This is a genomic window from Streptomyces sp. NBC_00989 (genome assembly GCF_045162655.1).
Taxonomy (GTDB): Bacteria; Actinomycetota; Actinomycetes; order Streptomycetales; family Streptomycetaceae; genus Streptomyces.
In genome coordinates this window covers 5,402,430-5,425,091 of record NZ_CP108728.1, presented here as the reverse complement: position 1 = coordinate 5,425,091, position 22,662 = coordinate 5,402,430, and the positions used below count along the sequence as shown (strand labels likewise).

Genomic DNA, 22,662 nt, shown 5'->3' with positions numbered 1-22,662 from the left:
CCGATCGACCCCGGGCGATCCCCGGGGCGCGCGTCAGACCTTCGTCTCGGGCAGCTCCGGCCGACCGGCCGCGAGCCGGTTCCCGATGTCCCGCAGCCCCGCGAGGTCGTGTACATCGCCGGGCAGCGCGGCCACTTCGGCCACGGCCACCTCGGGGTGGCGTGCGGTGAAGCGGTCACGTGTGCGCTGCTCACGTGAGAGCAGCCGCATCCGATCGGCATGCAACTTGAGCAGGCCTGCGGTGAGTTGGTCCACGGATCGCTCGTCGTCGGTCGGCTGATCGTCCGTGGCGGCGGACCGCTCCTGGTCCGTGTCGGCGGGGGAGCCTTCGTCAGGAGCTGCGGCACGAGCCGCTGTCTCGGAAGCGGGAGATTCTGAACTGCCGTACGTGTCGGGAGAGTTACGAAGTCCAGCTTTCCCGCCCATCTGATCGACAATGCGGGGCTCCTCAAGATTTTCCGCGGCGGCGAGTGCCCGCTCGGCCGACAGCCGGGCGGCTCCGCTGCCGTGGACCCGGTTGAGGACCAGACCGGCCAGCGGCATCTCCTCGGCCGCCAGCCGCTCCACGAAGTACGCGGCCTCGCGCAACGCGTCCCGCTCTGGGGCCGCGACCACCAGGAACGCGGTGCCGGGCGCCTGGAGCAGCTTGTACGTCGCGTCCGCGCGCGTGCGGAACCCGCCGAAGGTGGTGTCCATCGCGGCGATGAACGTCTGGATGTCCTTGAGCAGTTGACCGCCGAGCAGCTTGCCGAGCGTGCCGGTCATCAGCGACATGCCGACGTTGAGGAACTTCATCCCGGCCCGGCCGCCGAGCTTCGCCGGCGCGGTCAGCAGCCGGATCAGCTTGCCGTCCAGGAACGAGCCGAGACGTTTCGGCGCGTCCAGGAAGTCGAGCGCCGAGCGGGACGGCGGGGTGTCCACCACGATCAGGTCCCAGTCGTGCTGGGCGCGCAACTGGCCCAGCTTCTCCATCGCCATGTACTCCTGCGTGCCCGCGAAGCCCGCCGAAAGCGACTGGTAGAACGGGTTGTTGAGAATCGCGGCCGCCCGCTCACGGTCCGCGTGCGCCTCGACGATCTCGTCGAAGGTGCGCTTCATGTCGAGCATCATGGCGTGCAGTTCGCCGTTCCCGTCGACGCCCTTCACGCGCCTCGGGGTGTTGTCCAGCGAGTCGATGCCCATGGACTGGGCGAGCCGCCGGGCCGGGTCGATGGTGAGGACGACGACCCGGCGCCCCCGCTCCGCGGCCCGCAGCCCGAGCGCCGCCGCGGTGGTCGTCTTGCCGACCCCGCCCGAGCCGCAGCACACCACGATCCGGGTCTCCGGGTCGTCGATCAGTGGATCGACGTCGAGCACGCGCGCGTGGGAGATGTGATGGGAGCGGGAGCCGTCGGCGGTGTCCTGTGCGCGGGCCGGGTCCGGACTCATGACATCCCCTGCTTCCGCAGCTCGGTGGCGAGTTCGTACAGGCCCGCGAGGTCCATGCCCTCGGCGAGCAACGGCAGTTCGTGCAACGGCAGGCCCTGCTCGCCGAGTACGGCCCGCTGGTCGTGTTCCAGCGCGTACCGCTCGGCGTACTCCTCGGCCTGCGCGAGCAGCGGGTCCACCAGCTTCTCGGCGTTGCCGCCGCGCCGGGCCCCGCCGAGGCCCGCGGCGGACAGCGCCTGGGCCACCGCGGTGCGCGGCACGGCCCGTACGAGATCGAGGTCGGTCGCGTCCAGCACCTCGGGGCGCACCATGTTCACGATGATCCGGCCCACCGGCAGCCGCGCCGCCCGCAGTTCGGCGATGCCGTCCGCGGTCTCCTGGACGGGCATCTCCTCAAGGAGCGTCACCAGGTGCACGGCCGTCTCCGGGGACTTCAGCACCCGCATCACCGCCTGCGCCTGATTGTGTATCGGGCCGATCTTCGCGAGCCCGGCGACCTCGTCGTTGACGTTGAGGAAGCGGGTGATGCGGCCCGTCGGCGGCGCGTCCATGACGACGTAGTCGTAGGCGAACCGTCCGCTCTTCTCCTTGCGGCGTACGGCCTCGCAGGCCTTGCCGGTCAGGAGGACGTCCCGGAGGCCGGGTGCGACCGTGGTGGCGAAGTCGATCGCGCCGAGTTTCTTCAGGGCGCGGCCCGCGCCGCCGAGTTTGTAGAACATCTGGAGGTAGTCCAGAAGGGCCAGTTCGGGGTCGATGGCCAGGGCGTACACCTCCCCGCCCCCGGGAGCGACGGCGATTTTCCGCTCCTCATAGGGCAGCGTCTCCGTCTCGAAGAGCTGCGCGATGCCCTGGCGACCCTCGACCTCGACGAGAAGCGTCCGCTTCCCCTCGGTGGCCAGGGCCAGCGCGAGGGCTGCGGCCACCGTGGTCTTGCCGGTACCGCCCTTGCCACTGACGACCTGGAGCCTGCTCACGCCTTCGAGCCTAACCAGTCCGCGCCCGAACCAAGCGGGAGGCTGTGGATAACGCGACCACTGACGGCCGGTTCGCAGCGGCTAAAGTCGGCCGCATGACCAAGTGGGAATACTCGACTGTGCCGCTGCTCGTCCACGCCACGAAGCAGATTCTGGACACCTGGGGCGAGGACGGCTGGGAGCTCGTCCAGGTCGTGCCCGGGCCGAACAACCCCGAGCAACTGGTGGCCTACCTCAAGCGGGAGAAGGCATGAGCGCCGTCGACGCCCGGCTGGCCGAGCTCGGTCTGACCCTGCCGGCGGTCGTCCCGCCGCTCGCCGCGTACCAGCCCGCCGTGCAGAGCGGTGTCTACGTCTACACCTCGGGCCAACTGCCCATGGTGGACGGCAAGCTCCCCGTCACCGGCAAGGTGGGCGCTGAGGTCACCGCCGAGGAGGCCAAGGAACTGGCCCGAACCTGCGCGCTGAACGCCCTCGCCGCCGTCAAGTCCGTGACCGGCGACCTGGACCGCGTCGCGCGCGTGGTGAAGGTCGTCGGCTTCGTCGCCTCGGCCTCCGACTTCACCGGCCAGCCCGGCGTGATCAACGGCGCCAGCGAGCTGCTCGCCGAGGTCCTCGGGGACAAGGGCGTGCACGCGCGGAGCGCGGTCGGCGTGGCCGTACTGCCGCTGGACTCGCCGGTCGAGGTCGAGATCCAGGTGGAGCTGACGCAGGCGTAGTCGCTGTCCCGGAGTGCGCGATCGGGCGTAATCGCTGTCCAGGGGCACGTGTGGTTGCCTCTCGAACATCCGCGCACTACGGGATAGCCTCCGCCCATGGCGAACGGTCAGTGGTACCCGGCGGAGTGGCCCGAGCGCATCCGGGCGCTCGCGGAGGGCCGGCTCACGCCGGTGGTGCCCCGGAGGGCGGCCACGGTGATGCTCCTCAGGGACACCGGACCCGACACCGGACCCGCCGTCCACATGCTGCGCAGACGCGCCTCCATGGCCTTCGCCGGGGGCGCGTACGCGTACCCGGGCGGCGGTGTCGATCCGCGCGACGACGACCACCACGTCCGCTGGGCGGGCCCCACGCGCGCGTGGTGGGCGAACCGGCTGGGCGTCGACGAGACGGCGGCCCAAGCGATCGTGTGCGCGGCCGTACGGGAGACGTACGAGGAGGCGGGCGTCCTGCTCGCCGGACCGACCCCCGACTCCGTGGTCGGCGACACCACGGGCGCCGGCTGGGAGACCGACCGCGCCGCCCTGGTCGCCCGTGACCTGTCCTTCGCGGAGTTCCTCGACCGCCGCGGCCTGGTCCTGCGCTCCGACCTGCTGGGCGCGTGGGCCCGCTGGATCACCCCGGAGTTCGAGACCCGCCGCTACGACACCTGGTTCTTCGTCGCCGTCCTCCCGGAGGGCCAGCGCACCCGCAACGCCTCCACGGAGGCCGACCGCACGGTGTGGATCGCCCCGGGCGAGGCGGCGTCGTCGTACGACAAGGGCGATCTGACGATGATGCCGCCCACCATCGCGACCCTGCGCGGACTGATCCCGTACGGCAGTGCGGCCGAGGCGCTGGCGGCGGCCCCGGAGCGCGATCTGACGCCCGTCCTCGCCCGGGCCCGCCTGGAGGCCGACGAGGTCGTCCTGTCCTGGCCGGGCCACGAGGAGTTCACGAAGCGCATCCCCACGGGTGGGGCGCCCGCATGACCACCCCACCGAGCGGCACCTCCGCCACCCCCAAGGAAGGCGCCCCCGCATGACCGACGCAGCCGCCCTCCCCGGCCAGCCACGCGGCGGAGTTCTCACCGGCCCCGCCACCGCCCGTGCCGTCAACGTGCTCGCGCCCAACGCGTCCGCGATGACGCTGGACGGGACGAACACGTGGATCGTCGCGGAGCCGGACTCCGAGTTGGCGGTGGTGATCGATCCGGGGCCGTTGGACGAGGGACATCTTCGGAATGTCGTCGACACCGCCGAGAAGGCGGGGAAACGCGTCGCGCTGACCCTGTTGACGCACGGGCACCCCGACCACGCCGAAGGTGCCGTTCGGTTCGCCGAGTTGACGGACACGAAGGTGCGCGCGCTGGATCCGGCGCTGCGGCTCGGGGACGAGGGGCTCGCCGCCGGGAACGTGATCCGGGTCGGCGGGCTGGAGCTGGTCGTCGTGTCGACGCCCGGGCACACCGGGGACTCCCTGTGCTTCCATCTCCCGGCCGATCAGGCCGTCCTGACCGGGGACACCGTCCTGGGGCGCGGTACGACCGTCGTGGCCCATCCTGACGGCCGCCTGGGGGACTACCTGGACTCGCTGCGGCGGCTGCGGTCCCTCACGGTCGACGACGGCGTCCACACCGTCCTGCCGGGCCACGGGCCCGTCCTGGAGGACGCCCAGGGTGCCGTCGAGTTCTATCTCGCCCACCGCGCCCACCGGCTCGCCCAGATCGAGACGGCCGTCGAGAACGGTCTCCGGAGCCCGGCCGAGGTCGTCGCCCACGTGTACGCGGACGTCGACCGCTCCCTGTGGCCGGCGGCGGAGCTGTCCGTACGGGCCCAGTTGGACTACCTCAAGGAACACGGCCTGATCTAGGCGATGTCCGGGCGGGGCGCCTTGATGCCGTGCACGCGCGCGTACTCGGCGGCCAGCCACGGGCCCAGATCGTCGAGGTACGACCGCAGGACGCCCGCGTCGCCCGTCGGCTCGTAGCCCAACTCCGCCGCCTTGCGCAGGTCCTGCGAACGCTCCGGGTAGTACTCCGCGAACGCCTCGGCCATCTCCCGCAGGTCGCTGGTCCAGCCGTTCCAGCGGGGCATCACGAGCGTGAAGCCGGTGCGGACGAGATGCCGGGACATGAAGCGGACCAGGGGTCTACGGGCCTCGTCCGTGTCCCCGGCGGCGGCGACGCGTTCGCGCCAGCGGGGGAGCAGCCGGGCCAGGTCGCCGTTCGTCTCCCGGGCGAGGAGCGCGTCGGGACGGTAGCGGGGCAGGTCCTCGGCGAGGTCCTCCCCGAGCAGCGGTGTGCACAGGCACGCCACGAACCATCCCAGGTCGTACGTCTCCGGCTCGCTCAGCAGCCGTGCCCGGCCGTACAGGAGCGTGCCGACCCCGTCGATCTCCGGGAACTCCTTGTCGAGCGCCTCGCCGAGGCTCCGGGCCGCGTCCCGGTCCTCCTCGGTCGGCTCCCGGCGCGTCACCACGAGCAGGTCCAGATCGCTGCGCCCCACGCGCGCGGTGCCGCGCGGGATCGACCCGTAGAGGTACGCGCTGTTGAGGCGTCCCCCGTAGACGTCGATCAGCCGGTCCCGCGCGGTGGCGACGACCGGCCGAAAGGCGCGCGGGATACGGCCCAGGGAGCCCTCGCGCTCGATGTGTCCCTGGGCGTCGAGCCCTCTGCGGTGAACGGTTCCGGCCATGGGAGCACTGTGCCGGGAGACGGGTCCCCGGAGAGTGCATTTACGGGCGGCGGACGGGGGTCACCTCCAGCGGAACACCCGTAACCCGTGGCTGTAGTCGCCGGCCTCGCAGCCCACCGCCACCAGGTCGCCGGACGCGGCGACGAGCGAGTCGAACGCGGTGCCGGGCAGCCTGCGCCGGGCCACCACGCTGCCGTCGGCGGGGTCGAGCACGCTGAGGCGGCCGCCGTACTCGTGCACGACCAGCAGCCGGCCCCGGTGGGCGAGGACGCCGTCCTGGTACGTCTCCTTGCCGTGCCACTCCCACAGGAGCTCCCCGGAGGAGACGGAGTACGCCCCGAGCCGGTTGCCTCGGTCCAGCTCGGCCCTGTCCTTGGGGACCAGGCCCACCACCAGGACGTCACCGGCCACGGCGACCTGCTCGCCGAACCGCTCGTACCCCTCCGGGAGGGCAAGCGTCACGGCCCCCGTCCCGCCGTCGCCCAGGACCAGGAGACTGTGCCGGCCGCGCACGCCGCGCGTCCTCAGGGCGGCCACGAAGGGACGGGCGCTGATCACGGACGCGCTCTCCACGCGCGGGTCGGTGAGTTCGTGTTTCCAACGGACCTCGCCCGTGTCCACGTCGAGGGCGCGCATCACCGGCCGCGCCTCCCCGTCCTTCCAGGACTCGCCGGCCGTCGCGAGGAGACCGCCGCCGAGGGCGACCTTGGACGGTATGTGACCCAGCGGGGCCGTGTCCTGCTTGCGGCGCCGTACGACCTCGCCCGTGGCCACCGCCAGCGAGGTGAGGCCGACCCGTCTCATGTCCCGGCGCCGGTCGTCGTCGTAGTGCATCACCACCCCCACGCCGCTCTCGGCGTCGGCGGACACCATGCCGACGACCTGCTCGCCCGGCGGCCGCCAGGTCCACCGCGGTTCGCCCGTGGTGGCCCGGAAGGCCCGCACCCCGTCGGCGCGGGCGATGACGACGGTGTCGTCCGTCAGCCACAGGCCCAGCGGTTTTCCGCCGAGGTCGCCCTTCTCGTCGGGCGTTCTCCACAGCCGGCGCGCCGATCTTCGCCACCAGGAGTGTTTCCAGCCCGGATCCGACGCCTTGTCCTCGTACATCCCCACCCCTGGCGATACGCGAAGGGCCCCGCCGTACGAGCAGGGCCCTTCGAAGTCGTACGAAATGCTGTGGCTAGCGCGAGCGCTTCGCCAGCCGCTCCACGTCCAGCAGGATCACCGCGCGGGCCTCCAGGCGCAGCCAGCCGCGGCCCGCGAAGTCCGCGAGCGCCTTGTTGACCGTCTCGCGGGACGCGCCGACCAGCTGGGCCAGCTCCTCCTGGGTGAGGTCGTGCACCACGTGGATGCCCTCCTCGGACTGCACGCCGAAGCGGCGGGAGAGGTCCAGCAGGGCGCGGGCCACGCGGCCGGGGACGTCCGAGAAGACCAGGTCGGACATCGCGTCGTTGGTCTTGCGCAGCCGGCGGGCGACCGCGCGCAGCAGCGCGGAGGCCACCTCGGGGCGGGCGCTCAGCCAGGGCTGGAGGTCGCCGTGGCCGAGGCCGAGCAGCTTGACCTCGGTCAGCGCGCTGGCGGTCGCCGTACGCGGGCCCGGGTCGAACAGCGACAGCTCGCCGATCAGCTCGCCGGGGCCGAGGACGGCCAGCATGTTCTCGCGGCCGTCCGGGGAGGTGCGGTGGAGCTTCACCTTGCCCTCGGTGACCACGTAGAGCCGGTCGCCCGGGTCACCCTCGTGAAAGAGCGAGTCCCCGCGCGCGAGGGTCACCTCACTCATGGAGGCGCGCAGCTCCGCGGCCTGATCGTCATCGAGCGCCGCGAAGAGCGGGGCGCGCCGCAGAACGTCGTCCACGAGTTCTCTCCTTGTCGACCTGCTCAGGGGATGGTGCTCCCCCTTGGTACCAGGGGACCGTGCTCCCCATTTTGCTGGACCGTCCAAACAGTGTGATCTGTCACAAGGATGCCGCACTGGTGTCCCGAGGTAAGCGGCAGGGGTCCAATTGGGGGCTGATCTTCGGGGTCCGGGGCGGATGTCAGTGGCGGGCTCTAGGCTGGCCGGGTGTCCAAATCGCCGGTGAGAGCACAGGCCAAGGGGGCTGGGCGGATGGTTGTACCTCGTGATTCCGCTGTGGGCGAACAGGGCCCTGACGGCGGCAAGGGTGGCGGCAGGAAAGCGACAAAGGGGGCAAAAGTGGTGGCCGGCGTGAAGAGCGAATCGCACACCGCCCTCGTCCGCCGTGCCCGCCGCATCAATCGCGAACTGGCCGAGATCTATCCGTACGCCCACCCGGAACTCGACTTCGAGAACCCCTTCCAGCTCGTCGTCGCCACGGTCCTGTCCGCCCAGACGACCGACCTGAGGGTCAATCAGACGACGCCGGCCCTGTTCGCCAAGTACCCGACCCCCGAGGACCTGGCCGTCGCCGACCCGGAGGCGGTCGAGGAGATCCTCCGCCCGACCGGGTTCTTCCGGGCCAAGACCAAGTCGGTGATAGGGCTCTCCAAGGCCCTGGTGGCCGACTTCGGCGGCGAGGTTCCCGGCCGGCTCGAAGATCTCGTCAAGCTGCCCGGTGTGGGCCGCAAGACCGCCTTCGTGGTGCTCGGCAACGCCTTCGGGCGGCCCGGCATCACCGTGGACACGCACTTCCAGCGGCTCGTACGGCGCTGGAAGTGGACCGAGGCGACCGAGCCCGACAAGATCGAGGCCGCCGTGGGAGCGCTCTTCCCGAAGAGCGACTGGACGATGCTGTCCCACCACGTGATCTTCCACGGCCGCCGGATCTGCCATGCCCGCAAGCCCGCCTGCGGCGCCTGCCCCATCGCCCCGCTCTGCCCGGCGTACGGCGAGGGCGAGACCGACCCGGAGAAGGCGAAGAAGCTGCTCAAGTACGAGAAGGGCGGCTATCCGGGCCAGCGTCTGAACCCGCCGCAGGCCTATCTGGACGCGGGCGGCAAACCGGCGCCGCCGCTGGGATCGGCGTGACGGGAACCGGCAGGACATCGAGGGCCGGATGACGGAACGATCTCGGAGGTATCGGGCGTTGATCAGTGGGAACGGGGGTGGGGGATGACACACGCGAGCAATACCCAGGGTGTGGTGCTCAGCAAGGAGGGGCTGCCCGGCTGGCTCGATCCGGTGGTGCACGCCGTGGAGACGGTCGAGCCGCTCCAGTTGAGCCGGTTCCTGCCGCCGGAGGACGGGGCGGGGCGGCAGTCGGCGGTGCTGATCCTCTTCGGGGAGGGCGATCAGGGGCCCGAGTTGCTGCTCATGGAGCGGTCGAGTTCGCTCCGGTCGCATGCCGGTCAGCCGTCCTTCCCCGGTGGTGCCCTCGACCCCGAGGACGGTGATCCGACGGGCGACGGGCCCTTGCGGGCCGCTCTCCGCGAGGCCGAGGAGGAGACCGGGCTCGACCCGGCCGGAGTGCAGCTCTTCGGGGTGCTGCCCAAGCTGTACATCCCGGTGAGCGGCTTCGTGGTGACACCGGTGCTGGGCTGGTGGCGCGAGCCGACACCGGTCGGGGTGGTCGATCCGAACGAGACGGCACGCGTGTTCACGGTCCCCGTGGCGGATCTCACGGATCCGGCCAACAGGGTCACCGTCACGCACCCCAGCGGCTTCCTGGGTCCGGCATTTCTGGTCGAATCGACCCTCGTCTGGGGCTTCACGGCCGGAGTCATCGACCGCCTGCTGCACTACTCCGGTTGGGAGCGCCCCTGGGACCGCGAGAAGCAGGTCCCTCTCGACTGGCGGTCATGACAAGGTGTCCGTCGTGAATGTGCTGGACATCCTGTTGCTGGTCGCCGCCGTGTGGTTCGCGATCGTGGGCTATCGCCAGGGGTTCGTCGTCGGCATCCTGTCGGTGATCGGGTTCCTGGGCGGCGGTCTCGTCGCCGTCTACACGCTGCCCGTGATCTGGGACGCGCTGACCGAGAAGTCGGAGGTCAGCACCACCGCGGCCGTCGTCGCGGTCATCATCGTCATTGTCTGCGCCTCCGTCGGCCAGGCCCTGACCACCCACCTGGGCAACAAGCTGCGCCGGTACATCACCTGGTCCCCGGCCCGCGCCCTGGACGCGACCGGCGGCGCCCTCGTCAACGTCCTCGCGATGCTCCTGGTCGCCTGGCTGATCGGCTCCGCGCTGGCCGGCACCACCCTGCCGACGCTCGGCAAGGAGGTCCGCAGCTCCAAGGTGCTGCTCGGGGTCTCCCGGGCGCTGCCCGCGCAGGCCGACACCTGGTTCGCGGACTTCTCCTCGGTCCTCGCGCAGAACGGCTTCCCGCAGGTCTTCAGCCCGTTCGCGAACGAGCCGATCAACGACGTCCAGCCACCCGACCCGGCCCTCGCCTCCAGCGCGGTCGCCACCCGCGCCCAGCAGTCCATCGTCAAGGTCATGGGCACGGCCCAGAGTTGCGGCAAGGTCCTGGAGGGCAGCGGCTTCGTCTTCGGCGACCGCCGCGTCATGACCAACGCGCACGTCGTCGGCGGCGTGGACGAACCCACCGTCCAGATAGGCGGCCAGGGCCGGAAGTACGACGCCAAGGTCGTCCTCTACGACTGGCACCGCGACATCGCCGTACTCGACGTACCCGACCTGAAGGCGCGCTCCCTGCAGTTCGCGACCAAGGACGCGGTGAGCGGCAACAGCGCGATCGTCGCCGGCTTCCCGGAGAACGGGTCGTACGACGTCCGTGCCGCACGCGTGCGTGGCCGCATCACGGCCAACGGCCCGGACATCTACCACCGCGGCACGGTCCGCCGCGATGTGTATTCCCTCTACGCGACCGTCCGCCAGGGCAACTCCGGCGGCCCGCTGCTCACGCCCGAGGGCAAGGTGTACGGCGTGGTCTTCGCGAAGTCCCTCGACGACCCCGACACCGGGTACGCGCTCACCGCGGACGAGATCCAGGCGGACATCGTCAAGGGGCGCAGTGCCAACGAGCAGGTGGACAGCGACAGTTGCGCGCTGTGAGCCCGGCTTCTTAAAAGGGGGGGGCTGCGTCAGCCTCGAGGATGACGCAGCCGTACCGAGACCCAGCGGGCCCGGCGGCGCAGAATGCGCGGGATCCCCACCCTGAGGTCTGTGCCCTGGAGTTGCGGGGCGCCTCGTTGGTGGGAGCTCAGACCGTGGTCCGAGCGGCGGTTGCGTGCTGCGTCACTGTAGTCGTGCGTCCAGCCCATACCCCTCCGTCTGCCCCTGCCCCAAGGTCGATAACCACCCCTTGGGGCCCCAATTGGCCTATGCGCGAGGCAAGTAGCCGTTCGTAGGACAGGTGTTCATATCCGGATACCGGGCGCAGCGGACCGGTCACGCATCGGTCATGCATGGGTCACCCGTCGGTCAACGATCGGGTTCGGGGTCCTTGAGCCAGTTGACCAGTTCGGTCGAGAAGGCCACCGGGTCCTCCTCGTGCGGGAAGTGCCCGAGACCGTCGAACAGCCGCCAGCGGTACGGCGCTTCGACGTACTCCCCGGAACCGGCCGCGCTGCGGGTGCGCAGCACCGGGTCGAGCGAGCCGTGCAGATGCAGCGTCGGAACCCGCACCGGGCGCTTCATGCGCCGGTTGAACTGGATGCCGTCCGGGCGTGCCATCGACCGCACCATCCAGCGGTACGGCTCGATCGAGCAGTGCGCGGTCGACGGGATCAGCATCGCCCGCCGGTACGCCTCGACCGCCTCGTCGTCGGGCAGGCTCGCGCCGGACCAGTCCCGGATCAGCTTGCCCACCAACTCGGCGTCCTCGGCGAGGAGTTGCCGCTCGGGGATCCAGGGCCGCTGGAACCCCCAGATGTAGGAACTCGCGGTCGACTGCCTGACGTCGGAGAGCATCGCCGAGCGCCAGCGCCGGGGGTGCGGCATCGAGGAGACGGCGAGCCGGCGCACCAGCTTGGGGCGCATCGCGGCGGCCGTCCACGCGAGATAGCCGCCGAGGTCGTGCCCGACGAGCGCGGCGTCCGGCTCGCCGAGGGAGCGGATCACGCCGGTGATGTCGAGGGCGAGGTTGGCCGGGTCGTAGCCGCGCGGGGTGCGGTCGCTGCCGCCGACGCCCCGCAGGTCCATGGCGACGGCCCGGAACCCGGCGTCGGCCAGCGCGCCGAGCTGGTGCCGCCAGGTCCACCAGAACTGGGGGAAGCCGTGCAGCAGCAGCACCAGCGGCCCGTCGCCCACCTCCGCGATGTGGAAGCGGGCGCCGTTGGCCGCGACATCCCGGTGGGTCACCTCGCGCCCGCCGGGAATGTCGAGCCGTACGACCGAAGCAGGTTGCGCCCAAGGATTGGCGGGGTCCGTCATGAGGACGAGCGTGCCACAGCCTCGATGGCTTCGGGGACACGGTCCTCGATCGCCGCGCGGGGATGCGGCTTGGCGTTGCCCAGGACGCCCGCGGTCTCCTTGACCGAAGCGGCCACCTTCTGCGGGCCCTTGCTCTTCGCGGCCTTCTTAAAGAAGAGCACGCCCACCAGCGCGAGGACGACCGCGACGAGCACGTTCGCGGCGAAGGAGAGCAGGAAGCAGAGCGCCATGTTCCAGCCGCTCCACGTCCGAATGCCGTACGCCAGCGCGAAGTTGAGCATCGGCAGGGAGAACAGCAGAACCACTGCCGCGACCGTGAACGCGCCGCCGCCCGCGACACCGCGCTTGACGTCCTGCTTGAGCTGCGCCTTCGCCAGCGCGATCTCGTCGTGCACCAGCGCGGACATCTCGGTCGTCGCCGAGGCGAACAGCTGGCCGATGCTGCGTTCGGCGCCGACCGGGCTGCCGTCGGGTGCGCTCATCGCGTACTCCCTCATCTGCATGTGTTTGTACCGTCTGGTCAGATCATGCCGGACCGTCGTTGTCCTCGCCTGCCCCGCCCGCCACTTCGGCAAGCCCGCGTCGCTCGGCGGCCTTCACCTCGGCGAGCCTGCGGTGCTCGGCGGCCTTGCGGTCGTGGAGTTCGGCCATGCGCAGGTGGTACGCCGGGTCGTCCTGCTCGTAGACGTCGGGGATGCCGTCGAGATCTTCGTCGCGCTCCTCGTCCTCGTACATCCTGCGGTACCTGGCGTTGCGCAGCTTGAGCAACACGGTCGCGCCGAGGGCCGCTATGACGGAGCCGACGAGGACGGCCGCCTTGACCTCGTCGGTGAGCAACTGGTCGCCGTCGAACGCGAGTTCCCCGATGAGCAGTGACACGGTGAAGCCGATGCCGGCCAGCGAGGCGACCGCGAACACGTCCGGCCAGGCGAGGTCGTCGCTGAGCGAGGCCCGGGTGAAACGGGCCGTCAGCCAGGTCCCGCCGAAGATGCCGACCGCCTTGCCGACGACGAGTCCGAGGACCACGCCGAGGGTCTCGGGCTTCGTGAACACGTCGCCCAGCGCGCCGCCGGAGATGGCGACCCCCGCGCTGAACAGCGCGAACAGCGGCACCGCGAGGCCCGCCGACAGGGGCCGTACGAGATGTTCGACGTGCTCGCCGGGGGAGTGCTTTTCGTCCTCGCGGGTGGTGCAGCGCAGCATCAGGCCCATCGCGACACCGGCGATGGTGGCGTGGACGCCGCTGTTGTACATCAGCGCCCAGATCACGAGCGCGAGCGGGACGTAGACGTACCAGCCGCGCACGCCCTTGCGCAGCAGCAGCCAGAAGACGGCCAGGCCCACGGCCGCCCCGGCGAGCGCCACGAAGTCGATGCCGGCGGTGAAGAAGACCGCGATGATCAGGATCGCGAAGAGGTCGTCGACGACGGCGAGGGTGAGCAGGAAGGCGCGCAGCGCGCTCGGCAGGGAGGTGCCGATGACCGCGAGGACGGCGAGCGCGAAGGCGATGTCGGTGGCGGTCGGCACCGCCCAGCCCTGGAGGGAGCCGCCGCCGGTGAGGTTCGTCAGCGTGTAGACGAGTGCCGGTACGGCCATCCCGCACAGGGCCGCCACGACGGGCAGGGCGGCGGCCTTGGGGTCGCGCAGGTCACCGGCGACGAGTTCGCGCTTGAGCTCGATGCCGGCGACGAAGAAGAAGACGGCGAGGAGGCCGTCGGCGGCCCAGTGGGCGACCGAGAGGTGCAGGCCGAGGGCGCCGGGGCCGAGGTGGTAGTGGCTGACGCTCTCGTAGCTGTCGTGCAGGGCGGGGACGTTGGCCCAGATCAGCGCGGTGACGGCGGCGATCAGGAGAAGGACACCGCCGACGGTCTCGGTGCGCAGCGCGTCCGCGACGAAGTTCCGCTCGGGCAGGGACAGCCGTCCGAGCACTTTGCGGGTGGCGGTGGGGCGGGGCGCGGTCACGGGGAGACCTCCGGTCGGTGGGCAGCGCGGAGCACTTGCCGACCAGACTTCCCGGCACACCTAGACGATCTTGGCGCGTTCTTGACGCTCTGCATACCTTACCCAGGGTGCGGCGGGATGCGTCCGACGCGTTTCACGTTAGGCGCAAAAAGGGCGCCCGGCATGTTCGCCGCCGGGCGCCCTTCGTCGTCGTATGCGCAGGTCAGTCCGCTGTCCTGGTCAGTCCTCGCTGGGCGCGGCCGGGAGCTTGTCCTGGATGAGGGTCATGACGGTCGAGTCGGTCAGGGTCGTGACGTCCCCGAGCTGCCTGTTCTCCGCCACGTCCCGCAGCAGGCGGCGCATGATCTTGCCGGAGCGGGTCTTCGGCAGCTCGGCCACCGGGAGGATCCGCTTGGGCTTGGCGATCGGGCCGAGGACGGTGCCGACGTGGTTGCGCAGGTCGGCGACGAGGTTCTCGTCCTCGGCGTTCGCCGTGCCGCGCAGGATGACGAAGGCGACGATCGCCTGACCGGTCGTCTCGTCGGCCGCGCCGACCACGGCGGCCTCGGCGACGGCGGGGTGGGAGACGAGCGCCGACTCGACCTCGGTGGTGGAGATGTTGTGCCCGGACACGAGCATCACGTCGTCCACGCGGCCGAGCAGCCAGATGTCGCCGTCGTCGTCCTTCTTCGCGCCGTCACCGGCGAAGTACTTGCCCGGGAACCGCGACCAGTACGTGTCGAGGAACCGCTGGTCGTCGCCCCAGATCGTGCGGAGCATCGACGGCCACGGCTCGGTCAGGACCAGGTAACCGCCGCCGCCGTTCGGGACCTCGTTGGCCTCGTCATCGACGACCGTCGCGGAGATGCCGGGCAGCGGGGTCTGCGCGGAACCGGGCTTGGTCTGCGTCACGCCCGGCAGCGGCGAGATCATCATCGCGCCGGTCTCGGTCTGCCACCAGGTGTCCACGATCGGGGTCCGGTCGGCGCCGATGTGCTTGCGGTACCAGATCCACGCCTCGGGGTTGATCGGCTCACCGACGGACCCCAGGATGCGCAGGCTGCTGAGGTCGAACTTCGCGGGGATGTCGTCGCCCCACTTCATGAACGTACGGATCGCGGTCGGCGCCGTGTACAGGATCGTCACCCCGTACTTCTGGACGATCTCCCAGAAGCGGCCCTGGTGCGGGGTGTCGGGGGTGCCCTCGTACATGACCTGCGTCGCGCCGTTCGCGAGCGGGCCGTAGACGATGTACGAGTGACCGGTGACCCAGCCGACGTCGGCCGTGCACCAGTAGACGTCGGTCTCCGGCTTGAGGTCGAAGACCGCGTGGTGGGTGTACGCGGCCTGGGTGAGGTAGCCGCCGGAGGTGTGCAGGATGCCCTTGGGCTTACCCGTAGTACCCGAGGTGTAGAGGATGAACAGCGGCTGCTCCGCCTCGAACGCCTCGGGCATGTGCTCCGCCGACTGCCGGTCGACGATCTCGTGCCACCACACGTCCCGCCCGTCGTTCCACGCGACGTCCTGGCCCGTACGGCGGACCACGAGCACGTGCTCGACGCCGCTGTCCGCGCGGTCGACCGCGTCGTCCACGGCCGGCTTGAGCGCGGACGGCTTGCCGCGCCGCCAGCCGCCGTCCGTGGTGATGACGACCTTGGCGTCCGCGTCCTGGATGCGGGTCGCGAGCGCGTCCGCCGAGAAACCGCCGAACACGACCGAGTGCGCGGCGCCGATGCGCGCGCAGGCCAGCATCGCGACCGCGGTCTCCGGGATCATCGGCATGTAGACGGCGACCCGGTCGCCCTTCCGAACTCCCAGCTCCAGCAGGGCGTTCGCGGCCTTGGAGACCTCGTCCTTCAGCTCGGCGTAGGTGATCGCGCGGCTGTCGCCGGGCTCGCCCTCGAAGTGGATGGCGACGCGATCGCCGTTGCCCGCCTCGACATGCCGGTCCACGCAGTTGTACGCCACGTTGAGCGAGCCGTCCTTGAACCACTTGGCGAACGGCGGGTTCGACCAGTCCAGCGTCTCGCTCGGCTCCTTCGCCCAGCTCAGGCGGCGGGCCTGCGCGGCCCAGAAGCCGAGCCGGTCAGCCTTGGCCTGCTCATACGCCTCCGCCGTGACATTGGCGTTCGCCGCCAGCTCGGCGGGGGGTGCGAACCTGCGCTCCTCGCGCAACAGGTTGGCCAGGCTTTCGTTGCTCACGGCATCTGCCTTTCCCAGGGTGTCCGTTGTGTCCCGGGCCAGCTCATCAGACCCGGGGGTCCGATGACAAGGGTCGCCGAAATATTGGTTTAGACCTGTCATCGGACCCGCTGGGCGATGCGCGTGACGGGGGTCGTTCGTACCCACGGACGCCGGGTGAACAAGGTTCAGGCCGACAGATCCGCCACCCCCACTCCGTCGAAGAACTGGTCCCCCTCCTCCTCGGTCAGCAAGTACGCCTGCGCCTCACCGACATGGAAGTACATCCCGTGCAGTTCCAACGCCCCCTCCCGCAAGGCCCGAGCCACCGACTCATGCCCCCGCAGATGCTCCAACTGCTGCACCACATTGGTCAGACACAGCTGCTCTACGGCGTCGGCGGGCGCCCTTCCGGTGAGCCGCGCCCAGGGCCGGCTGTCGTCGGCCATCCGCTCCAGGCTCGGCAGCCCGTGCCGCAGCCACCGCTTGAGCGGCGTCTGGGCGCCCCCCGGCTCGGAGTTGAGCAGCGCCTGCATGGCCCCGCACCCCGAGTGCCCGCACACCGTGATCGATCTAACGCGCAGCACGTCCACCGCGTACTCGATCGCTGCGGCCACCGAGTCGTCCCCGCTCTCCTCGCCGGGCGGCGGCACGAGGTTGCCCACGTTCCGCACGACGAACAGGTCGCCTGGACCACTGGAGGTGATCATCGAGGTCACGAGCCGCGAGTCGGCACAGGTCAGGAAGAGCTGTGAAGGCCGCTGCCCTTCCTTGGCCAGCCGCGCCAGTTCACCCCGCACGAGCGGCGCGGTGTTGCGCTGGAACGCGCTGATGCCACGGGCCAGTTGGTGACCGCCGGGGCCGGGGTTGGTGCCGGTGCCGGCCCCGGTGTCCTTGCCGGTGCCGTCCGGTGTGGCGGCGGTGTCGGGTGCGGGACGGTCCGTGGGCTCGCCCGGGTGCCCGCTCGGCGGGGCGGACTGCGGGTGGTCGCACTGGTGGTTGCGCCAGGGCGTCCAGGGGTGGCAGCGGCAGGCGGTCGACGTCGTCGGCTCGCCGGCCGGAGCCTTGGCCGTGGTGCGGGCCGAAGCCTCGGTCGTCGTGCCGCTCGTCGCGCCGGTCGCGGTGTCGGCCGGTGTCGCGCCACTCCCGGTGCGGCCCGGCTCGGCGTCACGAACTCCCGTACGCCGCCCGGTCAGTTCGGCGGAGCCTCCGCGCGCGGTGTGCGCGTTCTGCCAGTCCTGCAGTGACTCGTACGCCGCGTGGTCCATGAACGAACCGTCCAACTCCACGACGACGTGGGTGCCTTGAGGTACGAGATGCAGGGTGCGGCTGAGCCGCGGCACCGCGAGGAACGTCAACTGCCCCCGGACGTGTACGTGATGGACTCCTTCCTTCTCGTCGTGCGTGATGCGGGTGTGGGCCAGGCGGTTGAGGGCGACGGCGACGGCCACGGTGACCCCGAGGAGCACGCCCTCCAGGACACCGAGGAAGACCACGCCGAGGGTGGTGACGGCGTAGACCAGCACTTCGCGGTGGCGGGTCACCGTGCGGATGTGGTGCAGGGACACCATCTGGATGCCGACGGCCATCACGAGTGCGGCGAGCGAAGCGAGGGGAATCAGCTCCAGCACCGGGACCATCAGCAGCGCGGCGATCACTACGAGAACGCCGTGCAGCATCGTGGAGTTCCGGCTCACGGCACCGGCTTGCACATTCGCCGAACTCCGTACGGCCACGCCCGCGACCGGCAGTCCGCCGAGTGCGCCGGAGACGATGTTGGCGGCGCCCTGGCCCAGCAGTTCGCGGTTCAGGTCGGAGCGGCTGACGTGGGCGGAGAGCCCGGGCTGCCCGGCGACCAGCTTGTCCACGGCGACCGCGCCGAGCAGTGACTGCACGCTGCACACCAGGGTGGTGGTGAGGACGGCGGCGGCGATGCCGAGCACCGGGCCCTCGGGGAGTCCGGCCAGCGCGTGGCTGCTCCAGGACGGAAGGTCGACCTTGGCCAGGCTCAGCCCGGCGAGGGAGGCGGTGAGGGTGGCTCCGGCGACGGCGACGAGCGCGGCCGGGATCTTGCGCATCAGATGCCCGAGCCGGCCGGGGACGCGCGGCCACAGCAGGAGAAGGGCCAGCGTCAGCACGCTCATCGCCACGTCGGCGGGGTGCAGGTCGGCCAACTGGGCGGGCAGCGCGCGGAGGTTGGCGAGGACCGAGCTCTGTGGGGTGCCGCCCAGCACGATGTGCAGCTGGGCGACGGCGATGGTGACACCGATGCCGGCGAGCATGCCGTGCACGATCGCGGGGCTGACGGCGAGCGCGGTGCGGGCCACGCGCACGCAGCCCAGGGCGAGTTGGGCGAGTCCGGCGAGGACGGTGACCGCGCAGGTCGTACGCCATCCGTAGCGGTGGATCAGGTCGGCGGTGACCACGGTGAGTCCGGCGGCCGGGCCGCTGACCTGGAGAGGGCAGCCGCCGAGCAGGCCGGCGACCAGTCCGCCCGCGGCGGCGGCGACCAGGCCGGCCTGGAGGGGCGCGCCGGTGGCGAGGGCGATGCCGAGGGACAGGGGGAGGGCGATCAGGAAGACCGCGATGGAGGCCGACACATCGGCGCCCGCGATACGGAAGCGGTGGCGCGGGGGTGGCGGCGGGCTGTGGGGTGGGTGGACGCGCTTCGTCCGATGCGCGTTGGCAGTCGAGTCGGTGGCGCGGGTGGGTACGCAGGCTGACATGTCTTCCCGTCTCCTCCGGGGCAGCGCGGTCGCGTAACTGGTGGTCCCCGTCGATGGCGGGGGTCGGTCGCGGCCGTGGGTCACGGCGTGCAGCGGCGGGATATCTCAACGCTCGGTAAATGGATCGTAATGCAGAGTAAAGGTCAAGCATAGACTTTGCGGGCAAATGGGCGAATAAGTCACCTCGGAGAGTGAACTGGAAATTTCATCGGCTTGTCGTACTAATCCCACCTTCGGCCCCATGCGACCTTGGCGGCGCTGCCGGGATTCCCGGCGCATCACCAGAAAACGCCCTGATCGGCGTCGGTCCGAACGAAGGAAGAAGGTGGGCGGACATGGCCGCCACCCAGAGGATCACCGCGGGCGCCGTGATCGCCGCGGCCTGTGCCGCGTCGCTCGCCGGTTGCGCGATCGGTGACAACGGTTCCCCGCAGGGAGCGCACGGTCCGCGCAAGGCGGCGCCCGCCCCGGCACCCAAGAGCGGAGTCCGCCTGATCGGGGACGGCTCCACGTCGTACACCGGGGCCCAGCCGCACCTGCCCAGACCCGAGCGGCTCAAGCCCGGCCAGAAGCCCCCGCAGTTCGTGGTCTTCTCCTTCGACGGCGCCGGCGAGGACAGCCAGAAGCTGTTCTCCCACTTCCGCAAGGTCTCCAAGGCCAACCACGCGAACATGACGTACTTCCTCAGCGGCGTGTACATGCTGCCGGAGGACAAGCGCGACCTCTACAAGCCCCCGGAGCACTCGCCCGGCAGCTCGGACATCGGCTTCAACGACGAGCAGGGCATCGCCGACACCGTGAAGCAGCTGCGCCTGGCGTGGCTGGAGGGCAACGAGATCGGCACCCACTTCAACGGTCACTTCTGCGGCAAGAACGGCGGGGTCGGCGAGTGGTCGGTCGCCGAGTGGAAGAGCGAGATCGCCCAGGCGAAGCAGTTCGTGAAGACCTGGAAGACCAACTCCGGGATGAAGAAGGCGTCTTCACTGCCCTTCGACTACGACAAGGAACTCGTCGGCGCCCGCACGCCCTGCCTGGAGGGCCAGGCCAACTTCATGAAGGCGGCGAGCCAGTTGGGCTTCCGCTACGACACCAGCGGGGTCAACGACCAGATCTGGCCCAAGAAGAAGGAGGGGCTGTGGGACCTGTCCATGCAGCTCGTCCCCTTCCCCGGCCACACCTACGAGCAGCTGACCATGGACTACAACTTCATGGTCAACCAGTCCGGCACGCAGACCCAGGGCGACCCCGACAAGTTCGACCAGTGGGGCGACGAGATGCGTGACGGCCTGCTCAAGGGCTTCGACCGCGCCTACGACGGCAACCGTGCGCCCCTGGTCATCGGCAACCACTTCGAGTCCTGGAACGGCGGCACGTACATGCGTGCCCTCGACGAGGTCATCGAGAAGGTCTGCAACAAGTCCGAGGTGCGCTGCGTGTCGTTCCGTCAGCTGTCCGACTGGCTGGACGCCCAGGACCCGCAGACCCTGGCCAAGCTGCGCACCCTGAATGTCGGCGAGGCGCCGAAGCCGGGCTGGACGTCCTTCCTGACCGGCCACCCCGCCCCGGCCCCGAAGGGCGTCCCCGGGGCGCCGGCGGTCAAGCAGTAGACGATCGACAAGGGGCGCGCCTCACACCGTGGCGGTGACGCTCTCGTCGAGCACGAACCCGGGGTCGACCTGCGCGGCCAGGTCGGCCCCCGTGCGCTCGTTGCCCCAACTCTGCGCGTTCTTCAGGTGGAAGTGCACCGTCTGACGCGTGTAGCGCTCCCAGTCACGCAGTTCGTACGTGGCGTCGGCGGCGATCTCCAGCAGGCGCAGGGCGCGGCGGTTGGCGTCCTCCAGGAGCTCGAACCGGGGCGGCCGGCCCTTCTCCATGGCGCGCACCCAGTCCGAGTGCCCCACCGTCACGAGCAGGTCGTCCCCGACTTCGGCGCGGAGGAAGTCGTGGTCGCCCTGGTCCCGCACCTTGTTGCCGACGACCTTCAGGACGACCCCGTAGTCGCGGGCGTACTCCTTGTACTGGCGATAGACGGAGACCCCCTTCCGGGTCGGCTCGGCCACCAGGAACGTGATGTCGAAGCGGGTGAACATGCCGGAGGCGAAGGAGTCCGAGCCCGCCGTCATGTCCACCACGACGAACTCGTCGCGCCCGTCCACCAGGTGGTTCAGGCACAGCTCCACCGCTCCCGTCTTGGAGTGGTAGCAGGAGACCCCCAGGTCGGCGTCCGTGAAGGGGCCCGTGACCATCAAACGGACGGCGCCGCCGTCGAGTTCCACCGGTCGCGCGCAGGCGTCGTAGACCGGATTGTTCTCGCGCACCCGCAGCAGCCGGGAGCCCTCGCCGGGCGGGGTGGTCTTGATCATCGTGTCGGCGGAGGTGATGCGCGGGTTGGTGCCGCGCAGGTAGTCCTTGATCAGGGGGAGGTGCTCGCCGAGTGCGGGCAGTGCGGCGGCCTCGGACTCGTCCAGGCCGAGTGCGGGGCCCAGGTGCTGGTTGATGTCCGCGTCGACGGCGACGACCGGTTGGGCGGTGGCCGCGAGGTGGCGGACGAACAGGGAGGACAGGGTGGTCTTCCCGCTGCCGCCCTTCCCGACGAAAGCAATTTTCATGTTCACGAAGCGTAGTCGCGTCATAGCTGTACGTGGCAGGTGTGCGTGAAGAAGACCACTCAATCGTGGGGCGCGCCCCTGGGATGGCTACTGTCGTACTCATGAGTACGACAGGTGCGACCGCCGATCCGCTCGCGGCCCTGGGCACACTGCCCGGAGTGGCCGAGTCCGTCGAGTCCATGCGCAAGGCCGTGGACCGGGTCTACGGGCACCGCGTCATGCGGCGCCGCAGCAACGAGCTCACCGCCGAGGCCGCACTGCGCGGCGCGCGGGGCTCGGCCGCGCTGTCCGGGGCCGACTGGGCACTCGAAGAGGTGCGTCGGCGCACCGACTTCAGCGGCGACGCGGAGGCGCGCACCATGGGCGCGGCCCTCCGGCTGTCCGCCGAGGCGGGCCAACTGCTGTCCATCTGGCGGCAGTCGCCCCTCCGGGTCCTCGCCAGGCTGCACCTGGTGGCGGCCGCGAGCAACGACGACACGATCGGCCGGCCGCGACAACAGGGGGAGTTGGTCGAGGAGCCGCTCGTCGAACTGCCCCTGCCGGGCGCGGCCGAGGTGTCCGGGCGCCTGGACGGACTCGCGGACCTGATCATCGCGGGCGGCTCGGCACCGGCGCTGGTGACCGCCGCCGTCGTGCACGGCGAGCTGCTCGCGCTGCGCCCCTTCACCTCCCACAACGGCCTGGTCGCGCGCACCGCCGAGCGGATCGTCCTCATCGGCAGCGGCCTCGACCCGAAGTCCGTGTGCCCGGCGGAGGTCGGCCACGCCGAACTGGGGCGCGCGGCCTACCTGGCGGCGCTGGACGGTTACGTGTCCGGCACCCCGGAGGGCATGGCCGCCTGGATCTCGCACTGCGGCAGGGCGGTCGAGTTGGGGGCGCGCGAGTCGACGGCGGTGTGCGAGGCGCTTCAGCGCGGGGTCGCCTGACATGAAAATGGCCCTCTACGGAGGGCCTGACAAAGGGTTGCGGCGGTACGAGGATTCGTACCGCCGCTGGCATGGTCCACCGGGTTACCAAGCGTCCTCGAAATATTGCCCATCAGGTCGGGAACAGTGCCCGTCACCTGGTGCGGCTGGCCCGTAATCGACGGGTCGACGTCGCGTGGGTGCTCGGTGT

General features: G+C 70.6%; 21 protein-coding genes. 9 read left to right on the top strand and 12 right to left on the bottom strand.

What is annotated here, in order from left to right; genetic code table 11:
- Positions 1-33: 33 nt before the first annotated feature.
- Positions 34-1,428 (bottom strand): ArsA family ATPase, encoded by a 1,395-nt coding sequence (locus OG714_RS23705; protein ID WP_406123841.1) that lies wholly within the window; start codon positions 1,426-1,428, stop codon positions 34-36.
- The gene (locus OG714_RS23700) at positions 1,425-2,402 is read right to left on the bottom strand and encodes an ArsA family ATPase (RefSeq protein ID WP_406123840.1); all 978 of its coding nucleotides are present in this window, start codon (positions 2,400-2,402) and stop codon (positions 1,425-1,427) included. Before OG714_RS23700 ends, OG714_RS23705 begins: the two co-directional genes overlap by 4 nt.
- Before the next feature lie 95 nt (positions 2,403-2,497).
- Between OG714_RS23700 and OG714_RS23695 the strand changes: the two genes are divergently transcribed.
- The 4 genes from OG714_RS23695 (at position 2,498) to OG714_RS23680 (ending at position 4,972) form a co-directional block, all read left to right on the top strand.
- Entirely contained in the window at positions 2,498-2,656 is a 159-nt protein-coding gene (locus OG714_RS23695) for a DUF4177 domain-containing protein (protein WP_019063748.1), read from the top strand.
- A complete protein-coding gene (locus OG714_RS23690) occupies positions 2,653-3,120 on the top strand; it encodes a RidA family protein (protein ID WP_406123838.1) in 468 nt (155 codons plus the stop codon). Before OG714_RS23695 ends, OG714_RS23690 begins: the two co-directional genes overlap by 4 nt.
- A 96-nt stretch (positions 3,121-3,216) precedes the next feature.
- Positions 3,217-4,092 (top strand): NUDIX hydrolase, encoded by an 876-nt coding sequence (locus tag OG714_RS23685; protein WP_406123836.1) that lies wholly within the window; start codon positions 3,217-3,219, stop codon positions 4,090-4,092.
- A gap of 49 nt (positions 4,093-4,141) precedes the next feature.
- Positions 4,142-4,972: an MBL fold metallo-hydrolase gene (locus OG714_RS23680; protein WP_406123834.1), complete on the top strand. Its 831-nt coding sequence runs from the start codon at positions 4,142-4,144 to the stop codon at positions 4,970-4,972.
- On the opposite strand, the gene OG714_RS23675 is transcribed toward OG714_RS23680, so the two are convergent.
- The 3 genes from OG714_RS23675 to OG714_RS23665 form a co-directional block, all read right to left on the bottom strand.
- On the bottom strand, positions 4,969-5,796 hold the full coding sequence (locus tag OG714_RS23675) for a nucleotidyltransferase domain-containing protein (RefSeq protein ID WP_406123833.1): 828 nt from the start codon (positions 5,794-5,796) through the stop codon (positions 4,969-4,971). The genes OG714_RS23680 and OG714_RS23675 overlap by 4 nt on opposite strands.
- A gap of 60 nt (positions 5,797-5,856) precedes the next feature.
- The gene (locus OG714_RS23670) at positions 5,857-6,903 is read right to left on the bottom strand and encodes a PQQ-binding-like beta-propeller repeat protein (RefSeq protein WP_406123831.1); all 1,047 of its coding nucleotides are present in this window, start codon (positions 6,901-6,903) and stop codon (positions 5,857-5,859) included.
- Between the two features lie 73 nt (positions 6,904-6,976).
- On the bottom strand, positions 6,977-7,651 hold the full coding sequence (locus tag OG714_RS23665; protein ID WP_019063754.1) for a Crp/Fnr family transcriptional regulator: 675 nt from the start codon (positions 7,649-7,651) through the stop codon (positions 6,977-6,979).
- Positions 7,652-7,858: 207 nt separating this feature from the next.
- Between OG714_RS23665 and nth the strand changes: the two genes are divergently transcribed.
- The 3 genes from nth (at position 7,859) to OG714_RS23650 (ending at position 10,769) form a co-directional block, all read left to right on the top strand.
- A complete protein-coding gene (gene nth, locus OG714_RS23660; protein ID WP_406123829.1) occupies positions 7,859-8,782 on the top strand; it encodes an endonuclease III in 924 nt (307 codons plus the stop codon).
- 84 nt (positions 8,783-8,866) lie between these two features.
- Entirely contained in the window at positions 8,867-9,556 is a 690-nt protein-coding gene (locus tag OG714_RS23655; protein WP_406123827.1) for an NUDIX hydrolase, read from the top strand.
- A 13-nt stretch (positions 9,557-9,569) separates the two neighbouring features.
- Positions 9,570-10,769 carry a MarP family serine protease gene (locus OG714_RS23650; RefSeq protein ID WP_406123826.1) on the top strand — a complete coding sequence of 400 codons (1,200 nt, stop codon included), beginning with the start codon at positions 9,570-9,572 and terminating at the stop codon, positions 10,767-10,769.
- A 29-nt stretch (positions 10,770-10,798) separates the two neighbouring features.
- On the opposite strand, the gene OG714_RS23645 is transcribed toward OG714_RS23650, so the two are convergent.
- The 6 genes from OG714_RS23645 to OG714_RS23620 all read right to left on the bottom strand — a co-directional run bounded on the left by OG714_RS23645 (position 10,799) and on the right by OG714_RS23620 (position 18,937).
- Positions 10,799-10,978 (bottom strand): hypothetical protein, encoded by a 180-nt coding sequence (locus OG714_RS23645; RefSeq protein ID WP_078623198.1) that lies wholly within the window; start codon positions 10,976-10,978, stop codon positions 10,799-10,801.
- 160 nt (positions 10,979-11,138) lie between these two features.
- A complete protein-coding gene (locus tag OG714_RS23640) occupies positions 11,139-12,089 on the bottom strand; it encodes an alpha/beta fold hydrolase (protein WP_406123824.1) in 951 nt (316 codons plus the stop codon).
- The gene (locus OG714_RS23635; RefSeq protein ID WP_033286992.1) at positions 12,086-12,571 is read right to left on the bottom strand and encodes a phage holin family protein; all 486 of its coding nucleotides are present in this window, start codon (positions 12,569-12,571) and stop codon (positions 12,086-12,088) included. The genes OG714_RS23640 and OG714_RS23635 overlap by 4 nt, the downstream gene beginning before the upstream one ends.
- 43 nt (positions 12,572-12,614) lie before the next feature.
- Positions 12,615-14,051: a Na+/H+ antiporter NhaA gene (gene nhaA, locus OG714_RS23630; protein ID WP_406123823.1), complete on the bottom strand. Its 1,437-nt coding sequence runs from the start codon at positions 14,049-14,051 to the stop codon at positions 12,615-12,617.
- Between the two features lie 219 nt (positions 14,052-14,270).
- Positions 14,271-16,274, bottom strand: a complete 2,004-nt coding sequence (acs, locus tag OG714_RS23625) for an acetate--CoA ligase (protein ID WP_406131919.1) — start codon at positions 16,272-16,274, stop codon at positions 14,271-14,273.
- A gap of 125 nt (positions 16,275-16,399) precedes the next feature.
- Positions 16,400-18,937 (bottom strand): bifunctional SulP family inorganic anion transporter/carbonic anhydrase, encoded by a 2,538-nt coding sequence (locus tag OG714_RS23620; protein WP_406123821.1) that lies wholly within the window; start codon positions 18,935-18,937, stop codon positions 16,400-16,402.
- A gap of 335 nt (positions 18,938-19,272) precedes the next feature.
- Here OG714_RS23620 and OG714_RS23615 point away from each other — a divergent pair, with 335 nt between their 5' ends.
- Complete coding sequence (locus tag OG714_RS23615; protein ID WP_406123820.1) at positions 19,273-20,544, top strand: hypothetical protein; 1,272 nt, start codon at positions 19,273-19,275, stop codon at positions 20,542-20,544.
- A gap of 21 nt (positions 20,545-20,565) precedes the next feature.
- Here the strand turns inward: OG714_RS23615 and OG714_RS23610 are convergent, their stop codons facing one another.
- Positions 20,566-21,546: an ATP-binding protein gene (locus OG714_RS23610; protein WP_406123818.1), complete on the bottom strand. Its 981-nt coding sequence runs from the start codon at positions 21,544-21,546 to the stop codon at positions 20,566-20,568.
- 101 nt (positions 21,547-21,647) lie between these two features.
- Between OG714_RS23610 and OG714_RS23605 the strand changes: the two genes are divergently transcribed.
- Entirely contained in the window at positions 21,648-22,472 is an 825-nt protein-coding gene (locus OG714_RS23605) for an oxidoreductase (RefSeq protein ID WP_406123816.1), read from the top strand.
- Positions 22,473-22,662: the final 190 nt, after the last annotated feature.

Coding starts and splice junctions, on each gene's coding strand:
- OG714_RS23605 (WP_406123816.1), top strand. CDS start 21,648: ATGAGTACGACAGGTGCGACCGCCGATCCGCTCGCGGCCCTGGGCACA.
- OG714_RS23645 (WP_078623198.1), bottom strand. CDS start 10,978: ATGGGCTGGACGCACGACTACAGTGACGCAGCACGCAACCGCCGCTCG.
- OG714_RS23705 (WP_406123841.1), bottom strand. CDS start 1,428: ATGAGTCCGGACCCGGCCCGCGCACAGGACACCGCCGACGGCTCCCGC.
- OG714_RS23620 (WP_406123821.1), bottom strand. CDS start 18,937: ATGTCAGCCTGCGTACCCACCCGCGCCACCGACTCGACTGCCAACGCG.
- OG714_RS23635 (WP_033286992.1), bottom strand. CDS start 12,571: ATGAGCGCACCCGACGGCAGCCCGGTCGGCGCCGAACGCAGCATCGGC.
- OG714_RS23695 (WP_019063748.1), top strand. CDS start 2,498: ATGACCAAGTGGGAATACTCGACTGTGCCGCTGCTCGTCCACGCCACG.
- OG714_RS23640 (WP_406123824.1), bottom strand. CDS start 12,089: ATGACGGACCCCGCCAATCCTTGGGCGCAACCTGCTTCGGTCGTACGG.
- OG714_RS23675 (WP_406123833.1), bottom strand. CDS start 5,796: ATGGCCGGAACCGTTCACCGCAGAGGGCTCGACGCCCAGGGACACATC.
- OG714_RS23690 (WP_406123838.1), top strand. CDS start 2,653: ATGAGCGCCGTCGACGCCCGGCTGGCCGAGCTCGGTCTGACCCTGCCG.
- OG714_RS23615 (WP_406123820.1), top strand. CDS start 19,273: ATGGCCGCCACCCAGAGGATCACCGCGGGCGCCGTGATCGCCGCGGCC.
- OG714_RS23655 (WP_406123827.1), top strand. CDS start 8,867: ATGACACACGCGAGCAATACCCAGGGTGTGGTGCTCAGCAAGGAGGGG.
- OG714_RS23685 (WP_406123836.1), top strand. CDS start 3,217: ATGGCGAACGGTCAGTGGTACCCGGCGGAGTGGCCCGAGCGCATCCGG.
- OG714_RS23670 (WP_406123831.1), bottom strand. CDS start 6,903: ATGTACGAGGACAAGGCGTCGGATCCGGGCTGGAAACACTCCTGGTGG.
- OG714_RS23610 (WP_406123818.1), bottom strand. CDS start 21,546: ATGAAAATTGCTTTCGTCGGGAAGGGCGGCAGCGGGAAGACCACCCTG.
- OG714_RS23680 (WP_406123834.1), top strand. CDS start 4,142: ATGACCGACGCAGCCGCCCTCCCCGGCCAGCCACGCGGCGGAGTTCTC.